We start from the raw sequence: 17,485 nt of genomic DNA on the forward strand, positions 1-17,485 counted from the left end.
CGACTCAGATCAGTCGGCGACCTAAACGCGTTTCAGTGCGGGTTTTGTCCGCAATGGCGGAGCACTGTTCCAGTGCCTGCCAGGTTTCGTAGAACCCTTTGATCAGGTGGTAACACCCTTTTTCGGGCGTCGCTTTCACCGTCGAAACGGGTTGCCCTTTCCGGTCGAGAACGCCGAACCATTCTTTGTTGACCTTGTCCGGGAAATGTTGCCAGGCGTATTCGTGTACTTTCCGAAACCACTTCAGGCAATCATTTTGCCGGGTGTGTACGTATCCTCTCGAAAACACCGACAAGGCTTCCGAATGAACCCACCATAATTTCCGGTCCCATTCGCTATAAACGCTGGGACGCTCTTTCAAATCGGCATACTGGAAAAAACCGCCCACCGGTTCATCCCAGCAAATATCCGCCAAATGAAGCGCCATCTGAACGGCTTGCTGGGCCAGTCGCCGGTTGCCGGTCAGCTCCGCAGCATCCAGCAGGTAACTGGCGGTTTCAAAACCGTAGCCGCCGTGCAACCGCCGTCCGCGTACGCTGTCACAGAACGAGCCGCCGGGCAAAACGTGTTCCCGCAAAACCGTAATGCGTTTGTCGAAAAACTCGTTCTGGATTTCGCTCAAAACCGCTTCGTACGCCTGTTTATACAAATCGGCATTCAGCAACGAGCGGGTTTCCAGCAACGCTTTCAGCAGGAGCATCGGTTCGCCAAGATGCTTCAGTTCTCGGAAACCGCCCAACTGAATTTCCCATTGCTCCCGCTGCTCCAGTCGGCGGGTGATCACCGCCAGCATGGTTTTCCGGGCAACATCCGCAAATTTCGGTTCGTTCGTAGCTGTATACAACTGCGCAAAAGCCATGGCGGCCGAGCAATCGGATTCAATCGAATGGGCCGGCGCCACGGCCCTCCCCCGCCGATCGACAACACCCAGCCAGCGGTTTTCGTGTTGACCGTGGTTGAGCAGAAAATCCGCACCGTATCGGGCCAGATCGAGCCACACCGGAATGGCGTCGACCTGGTTGTACAGAAATGAAAAAGCCCAGATTTGTTGGGCCTGAAGCTTGATGACTTTATCGGTATCGAAGGCGTCGCCCTGGTCCGTCAGGGCATTAAAATAGCCACCGCAGAGGGTGTCGCGGCTGTGTTTGGTCCAGAAAGGGATAATCGTGCGAAAAAGGCTTTCCTGATACTGAGCAGCCAGTTTACTAAAATCCATTCAACTTATCTGCATTCATTGGCATTCCCGAAACTATAAGAAAATCGGAGTAAATGGAAATTAAACCGATTGAACGCGTATTTTCGTCTTTTTGATGGGAACACGGATTTTGCGGATTGAACGGATTCACACCGATAAAATAAAATCCGTTTTGATCTGTTTAATCCGCAAAATCCGTGTTCTCATCCATCGCTTTTTAATCACATGGCTACTTTACAGGAACGATTTAAACGGATAACCACCTTTATTTTCGACGTCGACGGCGTGATGACGGATGGCAGCGTCAATGCGCTTGAGTCGGGCGAACAATTCCGGACGTTCAACATCCGCGACGGCTACGCCATCGAGCGGGCCGTCCATTCCGGCTACCGGGTAGCTGTGCTTTCTGCCGGAAGCCAGGTGGGTGTTCGGAAGCGGCTGGAATTCCTGAAAATCAAGGATATTTTCATGGGTGGCCCGACGGAGCAGAAAATCTACGCGTACCTGGGCTACCTGAATCGTGATCAAATCAACGAAGCGGAAGTGCTGTATATGGGCGACGATATTCCGGATTTTCAGGTGCTTTCCCGCCCGAATCTGCTCAGTACCTGCCCGGCTGATGCTGCGGATGAAATCAAAGCGGTTTGTGACTACGTGTCGCCCGTTCCGGGTGGCCGTGGGGCGGTTCGCGATGTGATCGAGCAGGTGATGAAAGCGCAGGGCAAGTGGCTGTCGTGGCTGACGGATGTGGAACCGTTTAAACTGCACAACGAACGGTGATAGGATCTTACCAATTACCCACTAATTCATTAAACTCTTCCAGCAAAAACAGGGTCCGTTTGCCCGGTATTCCGTCGGCAATGGTCAGTTCGCCAACCTGGACGATCGGCAGCACTTTTTTGGTCGAACTGGTCGTGAAAGCTTCGTCGGCGTCGTAGAGATCGGAGAGTAAAACCGGTCGTTCTTCCACCTGAAAATCGTTCTGCGCCAGGTTCATGACGGTTCGCCGGGTGATGCCGTGCAAAATATGCCGGTTGGGGGTAATGAGTCGGTCGCCTTTGAAAATAAAGAAGTTACTGCGGCTCAACTCACTGATTTCGCCGTTTTTGTGGTATAACACGTCCGATGCCCGCGCCGAGCGGATGGCCTGAGCGAGCAGAATAACGCGTTTGTAGTCCGTACTTTTCACTTCGGCCATCTCCCGAACGTAGTCATCCAGAATCACCTTGATGCCTTCTTCAAACTGACTGAGCGGTGTGGGATGAATCTCTTCGGTGATCATCACCAGGTTGGGATTGACCACGCTGATGCTGTCGGGGCTGTAGCCGCCCGTCATCACAAAGCGTATAGCAACATCCGGCAGAATGCTTTTATCGATCAACTCCATCACAACCCGATAGGCTTCCTCTTTCTGAATGGGCAGAGGGAGATGCATCTTGGCCGCCGAGTTGGCAAACCGCTCCCAATACCAGTCCCACTGAAACGGACGGCCGTTGTAGGTCCGGAAATAATCGAATAGCCCGAAGCCGCGCAGCAGTCCGAGGTCGGTGATGCCGAACGAAATCTGCTCGACGGGGAGAATGGAGCCGTTGAAGTAGCCGTAGTAGGCCATAATAAATAGCAAGTTTTGATGAGAACGCGGATTGAACGGATGTAACGAATCAAAACAGATATTATCCTTGAAAATCCGTTACGTCCGTTCAATCCGCGTTCCCATCAAAATTCTCAAACCAATTTTTTATACTTGATCCGTTTCGGTGTGGCATCTCCGCCCAGCCGTTTTTTGCGGTTTTCTTCGTATTCGGAGAAATTACCTTCAAACCAATACACCTGCGAATCGCCTTCGAACGCCAGGATGTGCGTGGCCACACGGTCGAGGAACCAGCGGTCGTGGGAAATGACGACGGCGCAACCGGCGAAGTTTTCCAGCCCTTCTTCCAATGCGCGCAGCGTGTTGATGTCCAGGTCGTTGGTCGGCTCATCGAGCAGCAGCAGATTGGCCCCTTCTTTCAGCATCATGGCCAGATGAACGCGGTTGCGCTCCCCGCCCGACAGGTTGGCAATTTTCTTCTCCTGATCGGAACCGGTGAAGTTAAACCGGCTGACGTAGGCGCGGGCGTTCACCTGTTTGCCGCCCAGAATAATCCATTCGTTACCACCGGCGATGGTTTGAAAAACCGTCTTATCGCTTTCCAGTCCGTCGTGTTCCTGATCGACATACGCCCACTTGACGGTTTCGCCGACTTCAAACGTACCGTTTTGGGGTTGTTCTTTGCCGGTAATGAGCTTGAACAAAGTCGTTTTACCGGCTCCGTTCGGACCGATAATCCCGACAATACCGCCCTGTGGTAACTGAAAATCCAGGTGTTCGAACAGCAGCCGGTCGCCAAATGCTTTGGCAACGTCGTGGGCTTCAATCACTTTGGAACCCAGCCGCGGCCCGGCCGGAATGAATATCTCCAGCTTGTCTTCTTTCTGGCGGTTGTCTTCGCTCAGCAGCTTTTCGTAGGCACCCAACCGGGCTTTCGACTTGGCCTGCCGGGCTTTGGGAGCCATCCGGACCCATTCCAGCTCGCGCTGCAAGGTCTTCTGGCGCTTCGATTCCTGCTTTTCCTCTTTGGCCAGCCGGGTTTGCTTCTGATCGAGCCACGACGAGTAATTTCCTTTCCAGGGAATGCCTTCGCCCCGATCCAGTTCCAGAATCCAGCCGGCGACATTGTCCAGAAAATACCGGTCGTGCGTGACGGCAATGACGGTGCCGGCATACTGGCGCAAATGCTCTTCCAGCCACAACACCGACTCGGCATCCAGGTGGTTGGTTGGTTCGTCCAACAGCAGGACATCGGGTTGTTGGAGTAGCAGGCGGCAGAGTGCCACCCGGCGTTTTTCTCCGCCCGACAAATTCGCCACTTTCGCATCCGAAGGCGGACAGCGAAGGGCGTCCATGGCTTTTTCAAGCCGGTTATCCAGTTCCCAGGCGTTCAGGTGATCGAGCTTTTCCTGAACCTCTCCCTGTCTGGCAATTAGTTTATCGAAGTCGGCGTCTGGGTCGCCAAAGGCTTCATTGATCTGATCAAATTCTTTCAGCAGATCCACCGTTTCCTGCACGCCTTCCTCCACCACTTCCTTCACGGTTTTGGTTGGATCGAGTTGCGGTTCCTGTTCCAGCATGCCCACTGAATAGCCCGGCGAAAACACAACGTCGCCCTGAAAGTTCTTATCAATACCGGCAATAATCCGCAGAAGCGTCGATTTTCCGGAGCCGTTCAAGCCTAAAACGCCGATTTTTGCACCGTAAAAAAAGGAAAGGTAGATATTCTTTAGGATTTGTCGGTTTGGCGGAATAATTTTACTGACACCCGCCATGGAAAATATAATCGTTTCCTGACTCATTGTTTGGTTACTTTTGTATGTGGCAAATATCAACATTTTAACCCATAGCTTAGCCTTAAAGAGTAAAATAATGGAACAAGCTCAATTGGTAGACGAATACGGTTACGTCAAAGACGGAAAGGTATTCTTATCGAGCTACCTCAGCTATCCGGACCGACAAATCGGTGAAGTGAAACGCACAGAACAGGAAGCGCTCGATTATTTCAAGAATCGGTTTACAATTGCCGAAAACAAGGTAAACCAGTTAGAGCAGGAGGTTCAGGAGGCCCAAAATAAAGGGTCGTATCTGACTAAACTCGTTCAGCTGCGGAAAAAACTACTGAGCTTCGATGCGATCGGCAACTTCATTCCGTTGCTGAACCGGCTCGACGAACAGGAAGAGATTCTGGTGGAACTGATTCGGACCAACCAGCTTAAAAATCTCGAAATCAAGCACGCTCTGCTGGCTGAAGCCGAGCAGGTGGCCGACAGTACGGAATGGCGTGAAACGGCCGACAAGCTGCAGGAAATCAAACTAAAGTGGATTAAAACCGGTCCGGTCGACAAGGAACTGGACGAAACCATCGAAACGCGTTTCAGCGAAACCCTGGATGCGTTTTTCCAGCGTCGGCGCGAATTCTTCAATGAACAGAACAAGGTGATTCAGGAGCGCATGGACCGCTATGATAACCTGATCTGGCAGGCCGAACGGGCGGTGCGGAGCATTTACGAAGCCGACCGCAGCCGGCCTTTCAAACGGGATGGTCTGGAAGGTGAAGCGCTCGAACGGGCGAATATCGCCGAAGAGCGCTACATGAAAGTGCTGACGGAAGCTTATCACCTCGTTCGGAATCTGAATAACGACTGGAAAGAAGTGGGTGAAGTTCCGATCAAGAAGTCGGGAAAAATCCTCAAAAAATACCGCCGGGCGACCAAAACCATATTCGACCGCTACAACCTGGCACGCGGCATTCAGCCGAAAGTTCGGATTGATCCGCGGGTGGAGCAGCAGATGAAAATGGCAGACGAAGCCGAAAAACTGGCGAAACAATCGAATATTCCGGCAGCAGCCGATCGCGCCAAGGAACTGCTGAACCAGTGGAAGGAAATCAAGATTCCGTTCAAACTGGTCGATAAGGCGGTTTCCGAACGGTTCCGGTCGTCGTGCGATAAGATTTTCGAGTTGAATTACCTGGAACGCGTCATCAGCCGCAAATACCCGGCCTTCGAACTCAAAAGCCGCTCGGAGCAGCTACGGACCAAAGTTCGGGAGCTGGAATACCTCGTTCGTCGCGAAAAAAGCGATCTGGCCATGTCAATGAGCAGCATGGACACCATGGGCCGCCCCGGCAACGAGGATGTGGACAAGATGATGATGAGCAAAATGAACACGCAAAAGCGAAAAATTGCTATGAAAGAACAAATACTGAGTGAGTTCAATAAAGAGTTGAATCAGTATTGAAATAGAAGATAGAGGAAAGAATAAAGAGAAGAGACGAAAGAATTCCAAAGCGGTTTTCTTTCGTCTCTTCTTTTTTGGTAATCGTTTAGTCTCTTTTCTCTTTTGTCGATCACGGTTTTCTACGCTTCAACGCCAGATCGTGGGCGGTATCGTAATACGACCGCAAGTTGGTCCAGTCGAAGACTTCCGCGATGTTTTCGACGCGGTTGCGCTGGGTAATCCGATCCCGTTGCGAAAGCCGCACAAACCGGAACATGATGTTGGCGAGTTGATCGGCCGCTTCGTTGAACGTCTGCGTTTTCCGGTTGACGACGTATATGCCCCGGTTTTCGTAATCTCGCATAATCTGCATGATGAAATCGCCGAAGCCGGACAGATCGCTGGTAACGGTGGGAATGCCCCGCACCACGCATTCCAGGGGCGTATAACCCCACGGTTCGTAGTAACTCGGGAAAACCCCGAGGTGACAACCCCGCACAAACTGGCCGTAATCCAGCCCGAACAGCGGATTGGTGGAGGAAATGAAATCCGGATGGTAGACGACTTTCACCCGGTCGTGGGCATTATTGACCAGCTGAACCTGCCGCACAAACCGCACCATATCGTCCTCTTCCACCAGATCATGCGTAACAAAAGGCGGTAATTGCTTGGTCTTGAAGCTCTGAATGGTTCGCCGGAGTCGGAGCCGCCAGTATTCATCGACAAACTGGTTCAAATCCGGCAGATTGATGTCTTCGCCGGCCGCTGCGTTTAAAAACAGCTTGTCACCCAGCTGGTTTTCAATGGCTTTGCAGGTTTCCTGAATCTCATCCAGCAGGGCGCGGCTGTGCAACACGTCGGGATTGATGGAGCGGAACGGCTGTTTGGTAATCATGAACATAATCACGGTCATGTCCATATTGGCCTCGCGCATCTTCCAGTTCAGGCGGGCCAAGGCTTCGAGCGTCAGGTCATACCCTTTGTTGCTGAACTCAAACCGTCCCGATGTGAAAAAGTAGAGCGTTTTTTCCAGATCGAATGAATAACTCTGGAAGAAGTGGCCCATCACAAACTCGTGAATCCGTTCCTTGAACTTGACGTGCAGGTTTTGAAATTCGTGGACCGCCGTAAAGCGTACGATATTCAGGCCGTTGGGCAAAATCAAGTCGGGAACGCGGCCCAGAAAAACCTCACATTCGCGGGCGGTTACATCGCTGACAGTCGTGAAAACGTGGCAGAGTTGCGCCGACAACCGTTCAATCGTGGCCTGAGCCTCAATATTATAGTGTTTAGCCTCGCGCTGCCAGTCGAAAAAAGGCAGTTTTCCGTAAAAACCGACTTCATTCTGCGCCAGATAGCGGCCCAGCATGGTGGCGTGGGTGGTGAAAACCGTAGCCACTTTGACGTTGTCTTTCCGTAAATCCGGCAACCCGCTGCTGGCCATCCATTCGTGAAAATGGACCGCAATATCGACGTGGCGGGCGCTTTCGGCGGCCAGTTCGGTCAGGAAAATACGCACCAGCTCACCAAAACCGACCACCTGGTTGACCAATTCCTCAACGCCCAGCGTCGAGATCTGGTGGCGTTCCCACAGCTGGAATTTCACCTGGTCGATGGCCGTTCCGAGGCTGGCAATGCCGAAGAGAACGACGCGCGGTTTGCCGGTAATGAGCCAGTGGCCATACTGAACTTCCAGCCCTCGTGAGCGCATGCTCAGCACAACGCGACCGATTTCGGTGCCGTCGTCGTGGGTGATGGGCTCGAATTCGACCGCGGCCCGTTGTGGAAAATAGGGGCCGAGCAGGATGTAATCCGTATCCCATTTTTCGACCATCGACGGTACTTTCGACCGGATGACGGTGTAAATGCCACCTACCTGGTTACAAACTTCCCAGGCAACTTCAATCAATAATTTTCGCTTAGATGCAGAGAGCAACGATTCCAATGCCATACAATTTGTTAGGGGTGGCTAGCCTACCTTTTTTCACGGATCTGATCAACCGGTATTTTATCGGCTGGATAGTTTGTTTTTTATTTTCACAACAGAATTCTTAGTGACCTATTCAGTTAAGGAAAGGCGATTCGCGAGGTGATTTTACTACTTTTACACTAACTTTCAAATTATCAATTCGTTCATGTCCACCGAAACACGTCACATTCTCTTAATGGACGGCCCGGATAGCACCGGACTCATTCACCGCGTCACGGGTGTGCTGGCGCATTACAATCTGAATATCATTCGCAACGATGAATACGTTAGCCCCGACCGGCAGTTTTTCATGCGTACGGAGTTCGAAGGTAGTTATGATTTAACCGTTCTGTCTGACAATTTGCAACAGACGTTACCACCGGGCATCAATCTGCGTATTAATCCTAAAAAAAAGAAAAAAAGTATTGTTTTTGTTACGAAAGAGCATCATTGTTTAGCAGAATTGCTGATTCGGTACGCTTTCGATGAACTCGATGCCGATATTCTGGCCGTCATCAGCAACTACAATACGCTGCAACCGCTGGTGAGCAAGTTCGGTATTCCCTTCCATTATGTTACCCACGAACACAAAACCCGGGAGGAACACGAAGACGATATCACCCGGATTTTATCGATTTATGAACCGGAATACATCGTGCTGGCTAAATACATGCGGGTGTTGACCCCGGCGTTTGTGAAAAAATTTCCGAACCGGATCGTGAATATTCACCACTCGTTTCTGCCGGCTTTTGTGGGGGCCAATCCCTACCGGCAGGCGTATGAACGCGGGGTGAAAATCATCGGAGCAACGGCCCATTTTGTCAACAACGACCTGGACGAAGGGCCGATTATCGCCCAGAATATTAAGGAAGTCGATCACCGGCACACGGCGGCTGACATGGCTACGGAAGGGAAGGACGTGGAAAAAATCGTGCTGTCTCAAGCCCTGAAACTGGTTTTCAACGACCGCGTTTTTATTCACCAGAACCGAACCATCATTTTGTAAGGTCGAACAGTGTGCCGCCAATCGGTGTTTAGTTAAAACCGGATCTATTGCCGGTTTAAGTAGCTCAACGATCGGTTTCTAAAAGAATGGCGAGGTTTTCTCACGGGCTAAAAATTGGGGCAGCGGTAGCGGGTGTTCTACTGGTGGTGGGCTTACTAATTCCACTCTTGTTGACAACCGTCTATAAGGAGAAAGTCATTCTGGCCATTCGGAATGAATTTGCCACGCATTCGGAGCAACGGCTGGCCGATTTTGACGTCGATTTTTCGCTATTCAACCACTTTCCTAACCTGTCTATCCAACTGCACCATCTGTCGATTCATGATAATCAGGGGGAGAAACCGCTGGAAATCGTCGGCATCGATCAGGCGCATCTGGTGATTCGGTTAACCGATTTTTTCCGGGAAAACCGTACGGTACGTCAGGTGGTTCTGAAAGGGATTCGCTACAATCAATGGGTCGACTCGACGGGTCAGAAAACCGGCTTTACCTGGAAAAGCGAAAACCGCTCCGACTCAAGTCATACCCATTCGGTTGCCATTCCGGAAATCCGGATCGAAGACGCAACGGTGACGCTCGTCAACGGATACAAAAGGAATGCCTTTTCGATGCTTATTCGGCAGGCCGACCTGCGCGGTAATCTCATCCATTCGACGCTGCAACTCGAAGGAACGATCGACGGCTCCATCGGTTACATTAAAAACCGGACGTTGACCCTGTTTCGGAACCAGCCCTTTACGGCCGCTATTCACTACGCCTACAATCAGATCACCAAAACCGGGACGTTTACCCGAAGTCAGTTGGTGGTCAACGATTCACCGGTTCGTCTGATGGGTAGCCACCGCCGACTTCCCGATAAGGAAGGTACTGAGCTGAACATCGGTCTCAGGGGCACCCAGCCTGCGTACCGATTTCTGGCGGCTTTGTTGCCGGATTCGCTCAAACGGTATGCCGGTGATACGGCCCTGAAAGGAAACGTAGCCTTCCTGTTCCGGATGCGTGGGCAGAGCAATGCGACGATTCGGCCCCATAACGAGATCAACTTTCAACTTCAGGCCCAAAACTACCACTGGCCCAAAACACCGGTGGTGCTTCAGACGGTGCAGGTGCGGGGCAACTGGAACAACGGAGCCGGACATTCCCGCGAGACCAGCCGACTGACTCTCCAGCAATTTCTGGTTCAGAACGGCAAGGATACGCTGGTGTTGCGGGGAAATTTGACCAATCTCATTTCGCCGGTAGTCGATGCGACGATTCAGGGGAACATGTCGTTGCTGCAACTGGCGCAGCTGATGAACTGGCCCGGCGACTCGCTGTATCGCGGCACGGCGGCCATTAACCTGGCCGTTCGGAGCCCGCTGCTCTACGCGGGTGTGGCGCGACCGTCGCCCAACGAACCGTTCTGGCAAGGGCGAATCCAGATTCACGACGGGGTTCTGCTGCTTCCAAAACCCTCGGGGCGGTATACGGCGCTCAATGCCGATATTCATTTTATTCCGGAAAATAACATGCTTCGGATTCGGGAAGTTGTGGGCAAAATGGATGGTAAGTCCTTTAAAATCAACGGTGAAGTAACTAATTTGCTGCGGTATGTACTGGGCGGTAATCGGGCCGAATTTCCGGTTCGGACCAAGCTCGCGGCCCAATGGCAGGAACTGGATTTCTCAAAACCCGTGCCGCCAACACCCCGAAAACCCGTTCCCGACAAAATACCGAGTGCGACGGATAGTTTGCTGGCGGGCCTCTTTTTCGGAACCGAATATTCGGCTGTCGTCCGGATCGACCGCATCCGCTTGCCGTCGCAGGAGGACTTAAAAGATATGTCGGTCGTGATTCATAAAACCGGCGAACAGGTGCAGATTCCCCAGCTGCTTTGCCGGACAACGCTGGGCGGATCGATTGCCGGTCTGGGCCATTTTCAGCTGAACCAGGACGGCATTCAGGAACCGTTTGCGGCTTTGAGTCTGTCGTATGAACGGCTGGATCTGCAACGCCTGCTGAGCCTGCTGTCCGGTCTGAACAGCATACAGGCATCCTATAAACGACCCGCTACCCGAAAACGGAAAGCCGTGCTGAGCGATTACCGCTTTGATGTGGAAGTGAAGGCCAAAAAACTGGATTACAATGCACTCCGGGGGGATGACTTTGGTCTGAAAACCGTCATTCGCGACGAAACCGCCCGCCTGGAACGACTCACGATGAATGCGTTTGGCGGCCGCATGGGGGCCCGGGGTGTGATGAAGCTGGATGAGCCAAAGGGGATTCCCGCTCAACTGAACCTTACGCTCCAGAAAATGGATCTGTACCAGCTGTTTCGGGCGGCTGAAGAAATGCAGCTCGATGTGCTGAAAAGTGAAAATATCCGCGGTAATGTCGATTGTTCGATGACGTTTCGTACGGAACTGGACGAAAAATATCTGCCCGATCTAAACAAGACCACGGCCTATACGAAGGCGTCGATCCGGCAAATGGAACTGATCGACGTGCAACCCATTCAGCAGGCACTCCGGTTTTTGCCCAAATCAAAGACGAGCCACATCTATTTCGAAGACGTCGACGCCCGGTTTTTACTGCACCATGACCGCATTTTGATGCCGGACCTGAACCTGACCAGTAACCTGTCGTATCTGCACCTGAACGGCGATTATACACTGAACAAAAAAGCGGCTTTTCTGGTAGAAATCAGCCTGACGGATTTGCTGTTTGGCAATAACAAACGACGGATCCGGCACATTCAGGAAGCCGACTCGACCCGAACCTCCAGGGGATCACGAAACCATCTGCTGTTGCAGCGCGACCTCGGAAAATACCGCATGAAGATGTTTGGCCGGAAAGACTTTGAGGCTCAGAAACAGGTACTTCGCTACGAATGGCAAAATGAATTGAGCCGACATAAAATTGATACCACTTTTGTGCGATGATGCAAGCGTTACGGGCTGCCCCCGCGCCTGCCGGGAGCCAAAAACCGGCTTTTTTTTTCTTCGGCCGGTTTTTTACCGGATGGCTGCTCTTCCTTACGTTGGCAGGGCAGGCGCAAAACCGCATCGGTCGTGATGTCGATACGGCGTATGTGCAGATCTTTCGGGGAAAGCTGACGGCCCGGACGTTCCTCTCCCAAAAATACACCTCATTTGTTCTGTCAACCCCACTAAAACAATCGCCTTCGCTGCGTTTCCGGCCCAATTCGGCGCTGGATTTAGGCATCGGTGCCACGTTCGGTGCGCTGACGTTGAACCTCTCCTACGGCCTTTCGTTTCTGAACCAGAATAACGGAAAAGGCAAAACCCGGGACATTGACCTGCAAACACACGTTTACATGCGGAAGTGGGTGGTCGACGGCTTTGGGCAGTTTTACAGCGGCTATTTTCTGGCACCACGCGGCAAGGCGTCGTCCGATCCGGATCGGTACTACCAACGCCCGGATCTGGGCGTGCGAATGGTGGGGGGCTCGCTTTGGCGGGTGCTTAATTTCCGGCGGTTTTCGTTTCGGGCAGCTTTGGTGCAGAACGAGCGGCAAAAACAGTCGGCGGGTTCGTGGCTGATGGGTTTTCAGCTGTATTACGGGGTGATGCAGGGCGACAGCGCGCTGGTTCCGGGCGTTTTTCAGGCCGCTTTTCCGGACGACGAGGTGCGCCGGATGCGGTTTATAAAAGTAGGGCCCTGCGCGGGCTATGCCTATACGTACGTGTTTCGGGAACGCTGGTTTGCCACCGGATCATTGACGGCCAACCTCAATGCGACGTTCAGCAAAGAAACCTTTGAGGCCGGTAAACTGACCGCCGGCAATGTGCGCCCCGATTTCCTTTTTCGGGCCGTAGCCGGCTACAACAGCAATCAGTGGTGCGTAACACTCGGCTGGGTGAATGGCTCGGTAGCTGTTCGGAGCCCCGTTTATCGCTACACCATTCATACCGGTAATTATCGTTTTACGGTGGCCCGGCGTTTCAAGGCGAATTCCCGGATGCGGAAAATGGTCCCGGAGACGATCAAAATATTATAATCTGACGGGGGCCGCTTGCAAACAATTATCCACCAGGAAGCCCCATTTTGAGCAAAATATGTTCTCTAAATTATTATCTTTCGAGTCGAAATAGTCCTACGCTCATTTCTTCCCCGTTTATAGGTGCCGTCATGCAAAAACTACAGAATCTCGATTACGCTGTTTTCTTTATTTATTTCATCATCGTAGCCTCGTATGGCTACTGGATTTACCAACGAAAAAAGACCAAAGAAACTTCCTCCACTGATTTTTTTCTGGCCGAAGGTTCATTAACCTGGTGGGCCATCGGGTCGTCGCTGATCGCGTCTAACATTTCGGCTGAACAGTTCATCGGGGCTTCCGGCGACGGTTTTGCCATGGGGCTGGCCATTGCCACCTACGAATGGATGGCGGCCGCTACGCTGATTGTGGTCGCCGTTTTCTTCATGCCGATTTACCTCAAGAACCGGATTTTCACGATGCCGCAGTTCCTGACGAAGCGATACAACAATACCGTTGCCATGATCATGGCCATTTTCTGGCTGTTTCTCTACATTTTGGTCAATCTGACGTCGATTCTGTTTCTGGGAGCACTGGCCGTTTCAACCATATCGGGTCTCAATTTTACATTCTGCATGTTCGGGCTGGCGGTTTTTGCGGTCATCATCACGCTGGGCGGTATGAAAGTAATCGGCTATACGGACGTTATTCAGGTATTTTTTCTCATCCTGGGCGGGCTCGCCACCACCTATCTGGCGGTCAATCTGGTGTCATCGGAGAACGGCACAACCGGTATTCTGAATGGTTTCAATCACATGCTGGCTAAATCGGAAGACCATTTTCACATGATTTTCCCGAAAGGCCATCCGCATTATGCGTCGTTGCCCGGTCTTACGGTGCTCATCGGCGGGATGTGGATTGTAAACCTGAACTACTGGGGTTGTAATCAATACATTACGCAGCGGGCATTGGGGGCTGATTTGAAAACCGCCCGGGAAGGCATCCTCTTTGCGGCTTTTCTGAAGCTGCTGATGCCCATTATTGTCGTTTTGCCCGGTATTGCCGCCTACACGCTTTATCAGCAGGGGTTGTTTCAGCAGGAAATGCTGGACGTTTCGGGCGAGGTGAACAAGGATCATGCCTATCCGGTGTTGCTGAACTTGCTGCCCTCCGGTTTGAAAGGACTTTCGTTTGCGGCTCTGACGGCGGCCGTTGTGGCTTCTCTGGCGGGAAAAGCCAACTCGATTTCTACCATTTTTACCCTCGATATTTTCAAGAAATACATCTCACCCGATGCCAGCGAACAAAAACTGGTTCGTGTGGGCCGGATCGCCATTTGGGTCTCGATGCTGATGGCCATTTTCATTTCGCCGTTTATGGGAATCGACAAAAAAGGCGGTTTTCAGTTTATTCAGGAAATGACGGGCTTGGTGTCGCCGGGTGTTTTTGCGGCCTTTATCATGGGTTTCTTCTGGAAGAAAACCAATTCGGCCGGGGCTTTATTTGCCATCGTAGGTGGATTTCTGTTGTCGCTGTTCTTCAAATACATGCTGCCCGGCCTGGTCGATCTCCAGTTTCTGGCTCCAACCGGTTTTGCCGTTCCGAATCCGGACGGAATCTACACCATTCCGTTTCTCGACACGATGGGCTTTGTCTTCCTGATCTGCGTGGCGGTAATGATCGTTCTTGGGTTGCAGAAGCCCAGCGACAAAGGGCTTGAAATTGACAGCAGCATGTTCAAAACGTCCTCCAGCTTCGCCATCGGGGCCGCGGTCGTTCTGGTCATTATCGTGCTTTTATACAGTTATTTCTGGTAAAAAGAGGGGTTTATTTCGCAGAGTTGGGCGGAGAAAAAGGGAGTTAAGCGGGGTTTAAGAAAACCTCTGTTTAACTCCTTTTTTCTCCGCTTAACTCTGCGAAATAACTTTTTTGATTAGTTCGCTGTCTGTGCTTAGCCATTCATACTCTCCCAGGGCTACGGACGCCATCGGCACACCCGGATGACGGTATTTCATGCCGCTGTTCATTACCTTCTTGCCCGTCAGGTGGAGCGCGTGAACACCCGATGCGGCCAGCCGGGCAGCATTGGTGGCCGTCACGCCCGCTCCGGCCATAATCTCGATCCGGTTGCCCGCCTGTTCGGCCAATTGCCTGAGCAGCGGAATACCGGCTTCGGCGCTGGCTTGCTGCCCCGAGGTCAGAATTCGCTGGGCTCCCGTTCGAATAACCGCTTCGAGAGCTTCCAGCGGGTCGCGCGTCAAATCGAAAGCCCGGTGAAACGTAACCGGCAGCGGACTGGCCAGCTGAACCAGTTCGGTGGTTTGTTCTTCATCGACCGTACCGTCAGCGTTTAAAAGGCCGAACACCACGCCGTCGGCACCGGCTTGTTTGGCGGTTTCGATATCCCGGCGCATAACGGCCAGTTCCGTAGCGTTGTATAAAAAATCACCACCACGGGGACGGATCATGACGTAGAGTTCGATGCTGATTTGCTGGCGCGCCAGTTCAATGAGGCCGTAGCTGGGGGTGGTGCCGCCCTCTCCTGCCCCACCGCACAGTTCGATCCGGGCAGCTCCGCTGGCCTGGGCAATCAGGCATGACTCCAGTGAAAAGGCACATATTTCGATCTTCATTGATTGATAGACGGTTAGAAAAAGAGAAAGATTGAAGAAAGAATACAAACATTTTCAGCCGTGATTCGGTTAAATGGCCTAAACAGCATTCTAAACGTTTCTGAAAGAATTTTCAGGGACATGTATAGGATATTCATATTTTTTTACTTTTGCACAATTTTACGACAATCAGTCGTCATATTTTTAGCAGCAACGCTTATGTATTGGACACTCGAATTGGCATCCTATCTGGAAGATGCCCCCTGGCCGGCTACCAAAGATGAGTTGATTGATTACTCAATCCGCTCTGGCGCTCCATTAGAAGTAGTCGAAAACCTGCAGGAGTTGGAGGACGACGGTCAGCCCTACGAGAGTATCGAGGAAATATGGCCTGATTACCCAACCAAGGACGATTTCTTCTTCAACGAAGACGAGTATTAGCCGGTTGTTACCCCGTTATCGACCCATGAAGATGCAGCCCTGTCGGTTGTGCTTTATGGGTTTTACTATTTGGGGCGGTTTGGAAAATCAGGTGTTCCGGTATTTTTTCGGCGCATATAAAAAACCAAATGCTTCGGATCCCTGGCGTTTGTGAACCCTGTGGTGTACGTAGTGCGCCCGGATGATTCGCTTCAGGTACGCGTTGCGGGTATTGAACCGGATTTTGATCCGCCGGTGAACAATAACGTCGTGGAAAATAAAATAAAAAATACCGTATAGCGTCACGCCGATTCCGATTGGTGCCAGGAACCAGAGCGATTCGACTTCCAATCCAACCATAACCGTTCCGACGGCCACCAGACTGAATACGACACTGAACAGATCATTCCGTTCCAGAAAACCGGAATGGTGATTGTGGTGCGAATGGTGCCAGCGCCACATAAAACCGTGCATAATGTATTTGTGCGTCCACCAGGCCACGCCTTCCATTCCCACAAACGTAATCAGAGCAATTACAACGTTTACCACCATTTTTTCGTTACCAGATCAGATACTAACAAAAGGAAACCACTAACTGGATTAAATGGTTCTTACGGAGAACCGCTAACGAATTTAGTGCATTTTCCGGTAAAATAGTTGTTCGAACCTTTGGTTCGTATTGGTTAAAACGGTTATATTTAATAGCAAAGGAGGGGCTGACAACCTTCCTGATACCTACACAGCCGACTGACGGATGGACTACAGGGCGCTCAAGGAACTGGTTAGACAAGGTGAGGGAACGCATCTCGAATTCAAATTAAAGTCCAATCACCCCGAACGGATTATTCGCGAAATTGTCGCGTTTGCCAACACGGAAGGCGGAAAACTACTGATTGGCATTGGCGACGACAAAAGCATTCAAGGCCTCAAACACGTTGACGAAGACGAATACCTGCTGGTTCGCGCCATTGAGCGGTATTGTACGCCAGCGATTGACTACCACCTCGAACGCGTGCCGCTGGCCAACGAACGGGATGTTCTGGTGATTACCGTTCCGGAGAGCGAGCACAAGCCGCACTACGTAGACGATCCCACCAACGACTTCCGGCGGGCTTATGTCCGGGTCGACGACAAGGCTGTACAAGCCAGCAAGGAAGTCCGCGAGATTATGAAAGGCGAAACCGCCGAGCGGGCCGTTCGCTTTACGTATGGTGACAAAGAGCAAACGCTCATGCAGCATCTGGATCGAAACCAGAGCATTACCGTCGACCTTTTTGCCAACATTGCGAATATCCCGCGTAAAATGGCCTCGCGAACGCTGGTGTTGCTGGTGTTGGCAAATGTGCTGGAAATCCATCCCAACGAAACGGTGGACCGGTTTACGACGCGGGTGGAATGAAAGAGGGGTAAGAATGAAGCAGCGTAAGGGATAAATGGAACCGTGAGGGCGATCCGCTTTTCCGTTTGTCATTCATCGTTTTACATTTCTCA

14 protein-coding genes are annotated in these 17,485 nt (G+C 51.7%); 8 read left to right on the top strand and 6 right to left on the bottom strand.

Features of this window, described 5'->3' with window-relative positions; genetic code table 11:
• Positions 1–4: 4 nt before the first annotated feature.
• The gene (locus EHT87_RS18760) at positions 5–1,216 is read right to left on the bottom strand and encodes an AGE family epimerase/isomerase (protein ID WP_124908206.1); all 1,212 of its coding nucleotides are present in this window, start codon (positions 1,214–1,216) and stop codon (positions 5–7) included.
• A 204-nt stretch (positions 1,217–1,420) separates the two neighbouring features.
• On the opposite strand from EHT87_RS18760, the gene EHT87_RS18765 reads away from it, so the two are divergent.
• Entirely contained in the window at positions 1,421–1,975 is a 555-nt protein-coding gene (locus EHT87_RS18765; RefSeq protein ID WP_124908207.1) for a KdsC family phosphatase, read from the top strand.
• 7 nt (positions 1,976–1,982) lie between these two features.
• On the opposite strand, the gene EHT87_RS18770 is transcribed toward EHT87_RS18765, so the two are convergent.
• Positions 1,983–2,807, bottom strand: a complete 825-nt coding sequence (locus EHT87_RS18770) for an aminotransferase class IV (protein ID WP_124908208.1) — start codon at positions 2,805–2,807, stop codon at positions 1,983–1,985.
• A 113-nt stretch (positions 2,808–2,920) separates the two neighbouring features.
• Positions 2,921–4,588: an energy-dependent translational throttle protein EttA gene (gene ettA, locus EHT87_RS18775; RefSeq protein WP_124908209.1), complete on the bottom strand. Its 1,668-nt coding sequence runs from the start codon at positions 4,586–4,588 to the stop codon at positions 2,921–2,923.
• Positions 4,589–4,658: 70 nt separating this feature from the next.
• Between ettA and EHT87_RS18780 the strand changes: the two genes are divergently transcribed.
• A complete protein-coding gene (locus tag EHT87_RS18780) occupies positions 4,659–6,029 on the top strand; it encodes a DUF349 domain-containing protein (protein ID WP_124908210.1) in 1,371 nt (456 codons plus the stop codon).
• A gap of 109 nt (positions 6,030–6,138) precedes the next feature.
• Here the strand turns inward: EHT87_RS18780 and EHT87_RS18785 are convergent, their stop codons facing one another.
• Positions 6,139–7,959 (bottom strand): glycosyltransferase, encoded by a 1,821-nt coding sequence (locus tag EHT87_RS18785; protein WP_374756035.1) that lies wholly within the window; start codon positions 7,957–7,959, stop codon positions 6,139–6,141.
• A 184-nt stretch (positions 7,960–8,143) separates the two neighbouring features.
• Here EHT87_RS18785 and purU point away from each other — a divergent pair, with 184 nt between their 5' ends.
• The 4 genes from purU to EHT87_RS18805 all read left to right on the top strand — a co-directional run bounded on the left by purU (position 8,144) and on the right by EHT87_RS18805 (position 14,779).
• Positions 8,144–8,983, top strand: coding sequence for a formyltetrahydrofolate deformylase (purU, locus tag EHT87_RS18790; RefSeq protein ID WP_124908211.1), 840 nt, complete (start codon positions 8,144–8,146; stop codon positions 8,981–8,983).
• A gap of 86 nt (positions 8,984–9,069) precedes the next feature.
• Positions 9,070–11,904 (top strand): AsmA-like C-terminal region-containing protein, encoded by a 2,835-nt coding sequence (locus tag EHT87_RS18795; protein WP_124908212.1) that lies wholly within the window; start codon positions 9,070–9,072, stop codon positions 11,902–11,904.
• Positions 11,901–12,983 carry a DUF4421 domain-containing protein gene (locus EHT87_RS18800; RefSeq protein WP_124908213.1) on the top strand — a complete coding sequence of 361 codons (1,083 nt, stop codon included), beginning with the start codon at positions 11,901–11,903 and terminating at the stop codon, positions 12,981–12,983. The genes EHT87_RS18795 and EHT87_RS18800 overlap by 4 nt, the downstream gene beginning before the upstream one ends.
• A gap of 131 nt (positions 12,984–13,114) precedes the next feature.
• Positions 13,115–14,779 (top strand): sodium/sugar symporter, encoded by a 1,665-nt coding sequence (locus EHT87_RS18805; RefSeq protein WP_124908214.1) that lies wholly within the window; start codon positions 13,115–13,117, stop codon positions 14,777–14,779.
• 90 nt (positions 14,780–14,869) lie between these two features.
• On the opposite strand, the gene EHT87_RS18810 is transcribed toward EHT87_RS18805, so the two are convergent.
• A complete protein-coding gene (locus EHT87_RS18810; protein WP_124908215.1) occupies positions 14,870–15,595 on the bottom strand; it encodes a copper homeostasis protein CutC in 726 nt (241 codons plus the stop codon).
• Positions 15,596–15,793: 198 nt separating this feature from the next.
• Here EHT87_RS18810 and EHT87_RS18815 point away from each other — a divergent pair, with 198 nt between their 5' ends.
• Positions 15,794–16,015, top strand: coding sequence for a DUF2795 domain-containing protein (locus EHT87_RS18815; RefSeq protein ID WP_009284883.1), 222 nt, complete (start codon positions 15,794–15,796; stop codon positions 16,013–16,015).
• 87 nt (positions 16,016–16,102) lie between these two features.
• Here EHT87_RS18815 and EHT87_RS18820 read toward each other — a convergent pair whose 3' ends face one another.
• A complete protein-coding gene (locus EHT87_RS18820) occupies positions 16,103–16,546 on the bottom strand; it encodes a sterol desaturase family protein (RefSeq protein WP_124908216.1) in 444 nt (147 codons plus the stop codon).
• Positions 16,547–16,748: 202 nt separating this feature from the next.
• Between EHT87_RS18820 and EHT87_RS18825 the strand changes: the two genes are divergently transcribed.
• On the top strand, positions 16,749–17,393 hold the full coding sequence (locus tag EHT87_RS18825; RefSeq protein ID WP_124908217.1) for an AlbA family DNA-binding domain-containing protein: 645 nt from the start codon (positions 16,749–16,751) through the stop codon (positions 17,391–17,393).
• The last annotated feature ends 92 nt before the right edge of the window (positions 17,394–17,485 follow it).

The sequence above is a fragment of the Larkinella knui genome (assembly GCF_003858645.1).
In the GTDB taxonomy this organism is placed as follows: domain Bacteria; phylum Bacteroidota; class Bacteroidia; order Cytophagales; family Spirosomataceae; genus Larkinella; species Larkinella knui.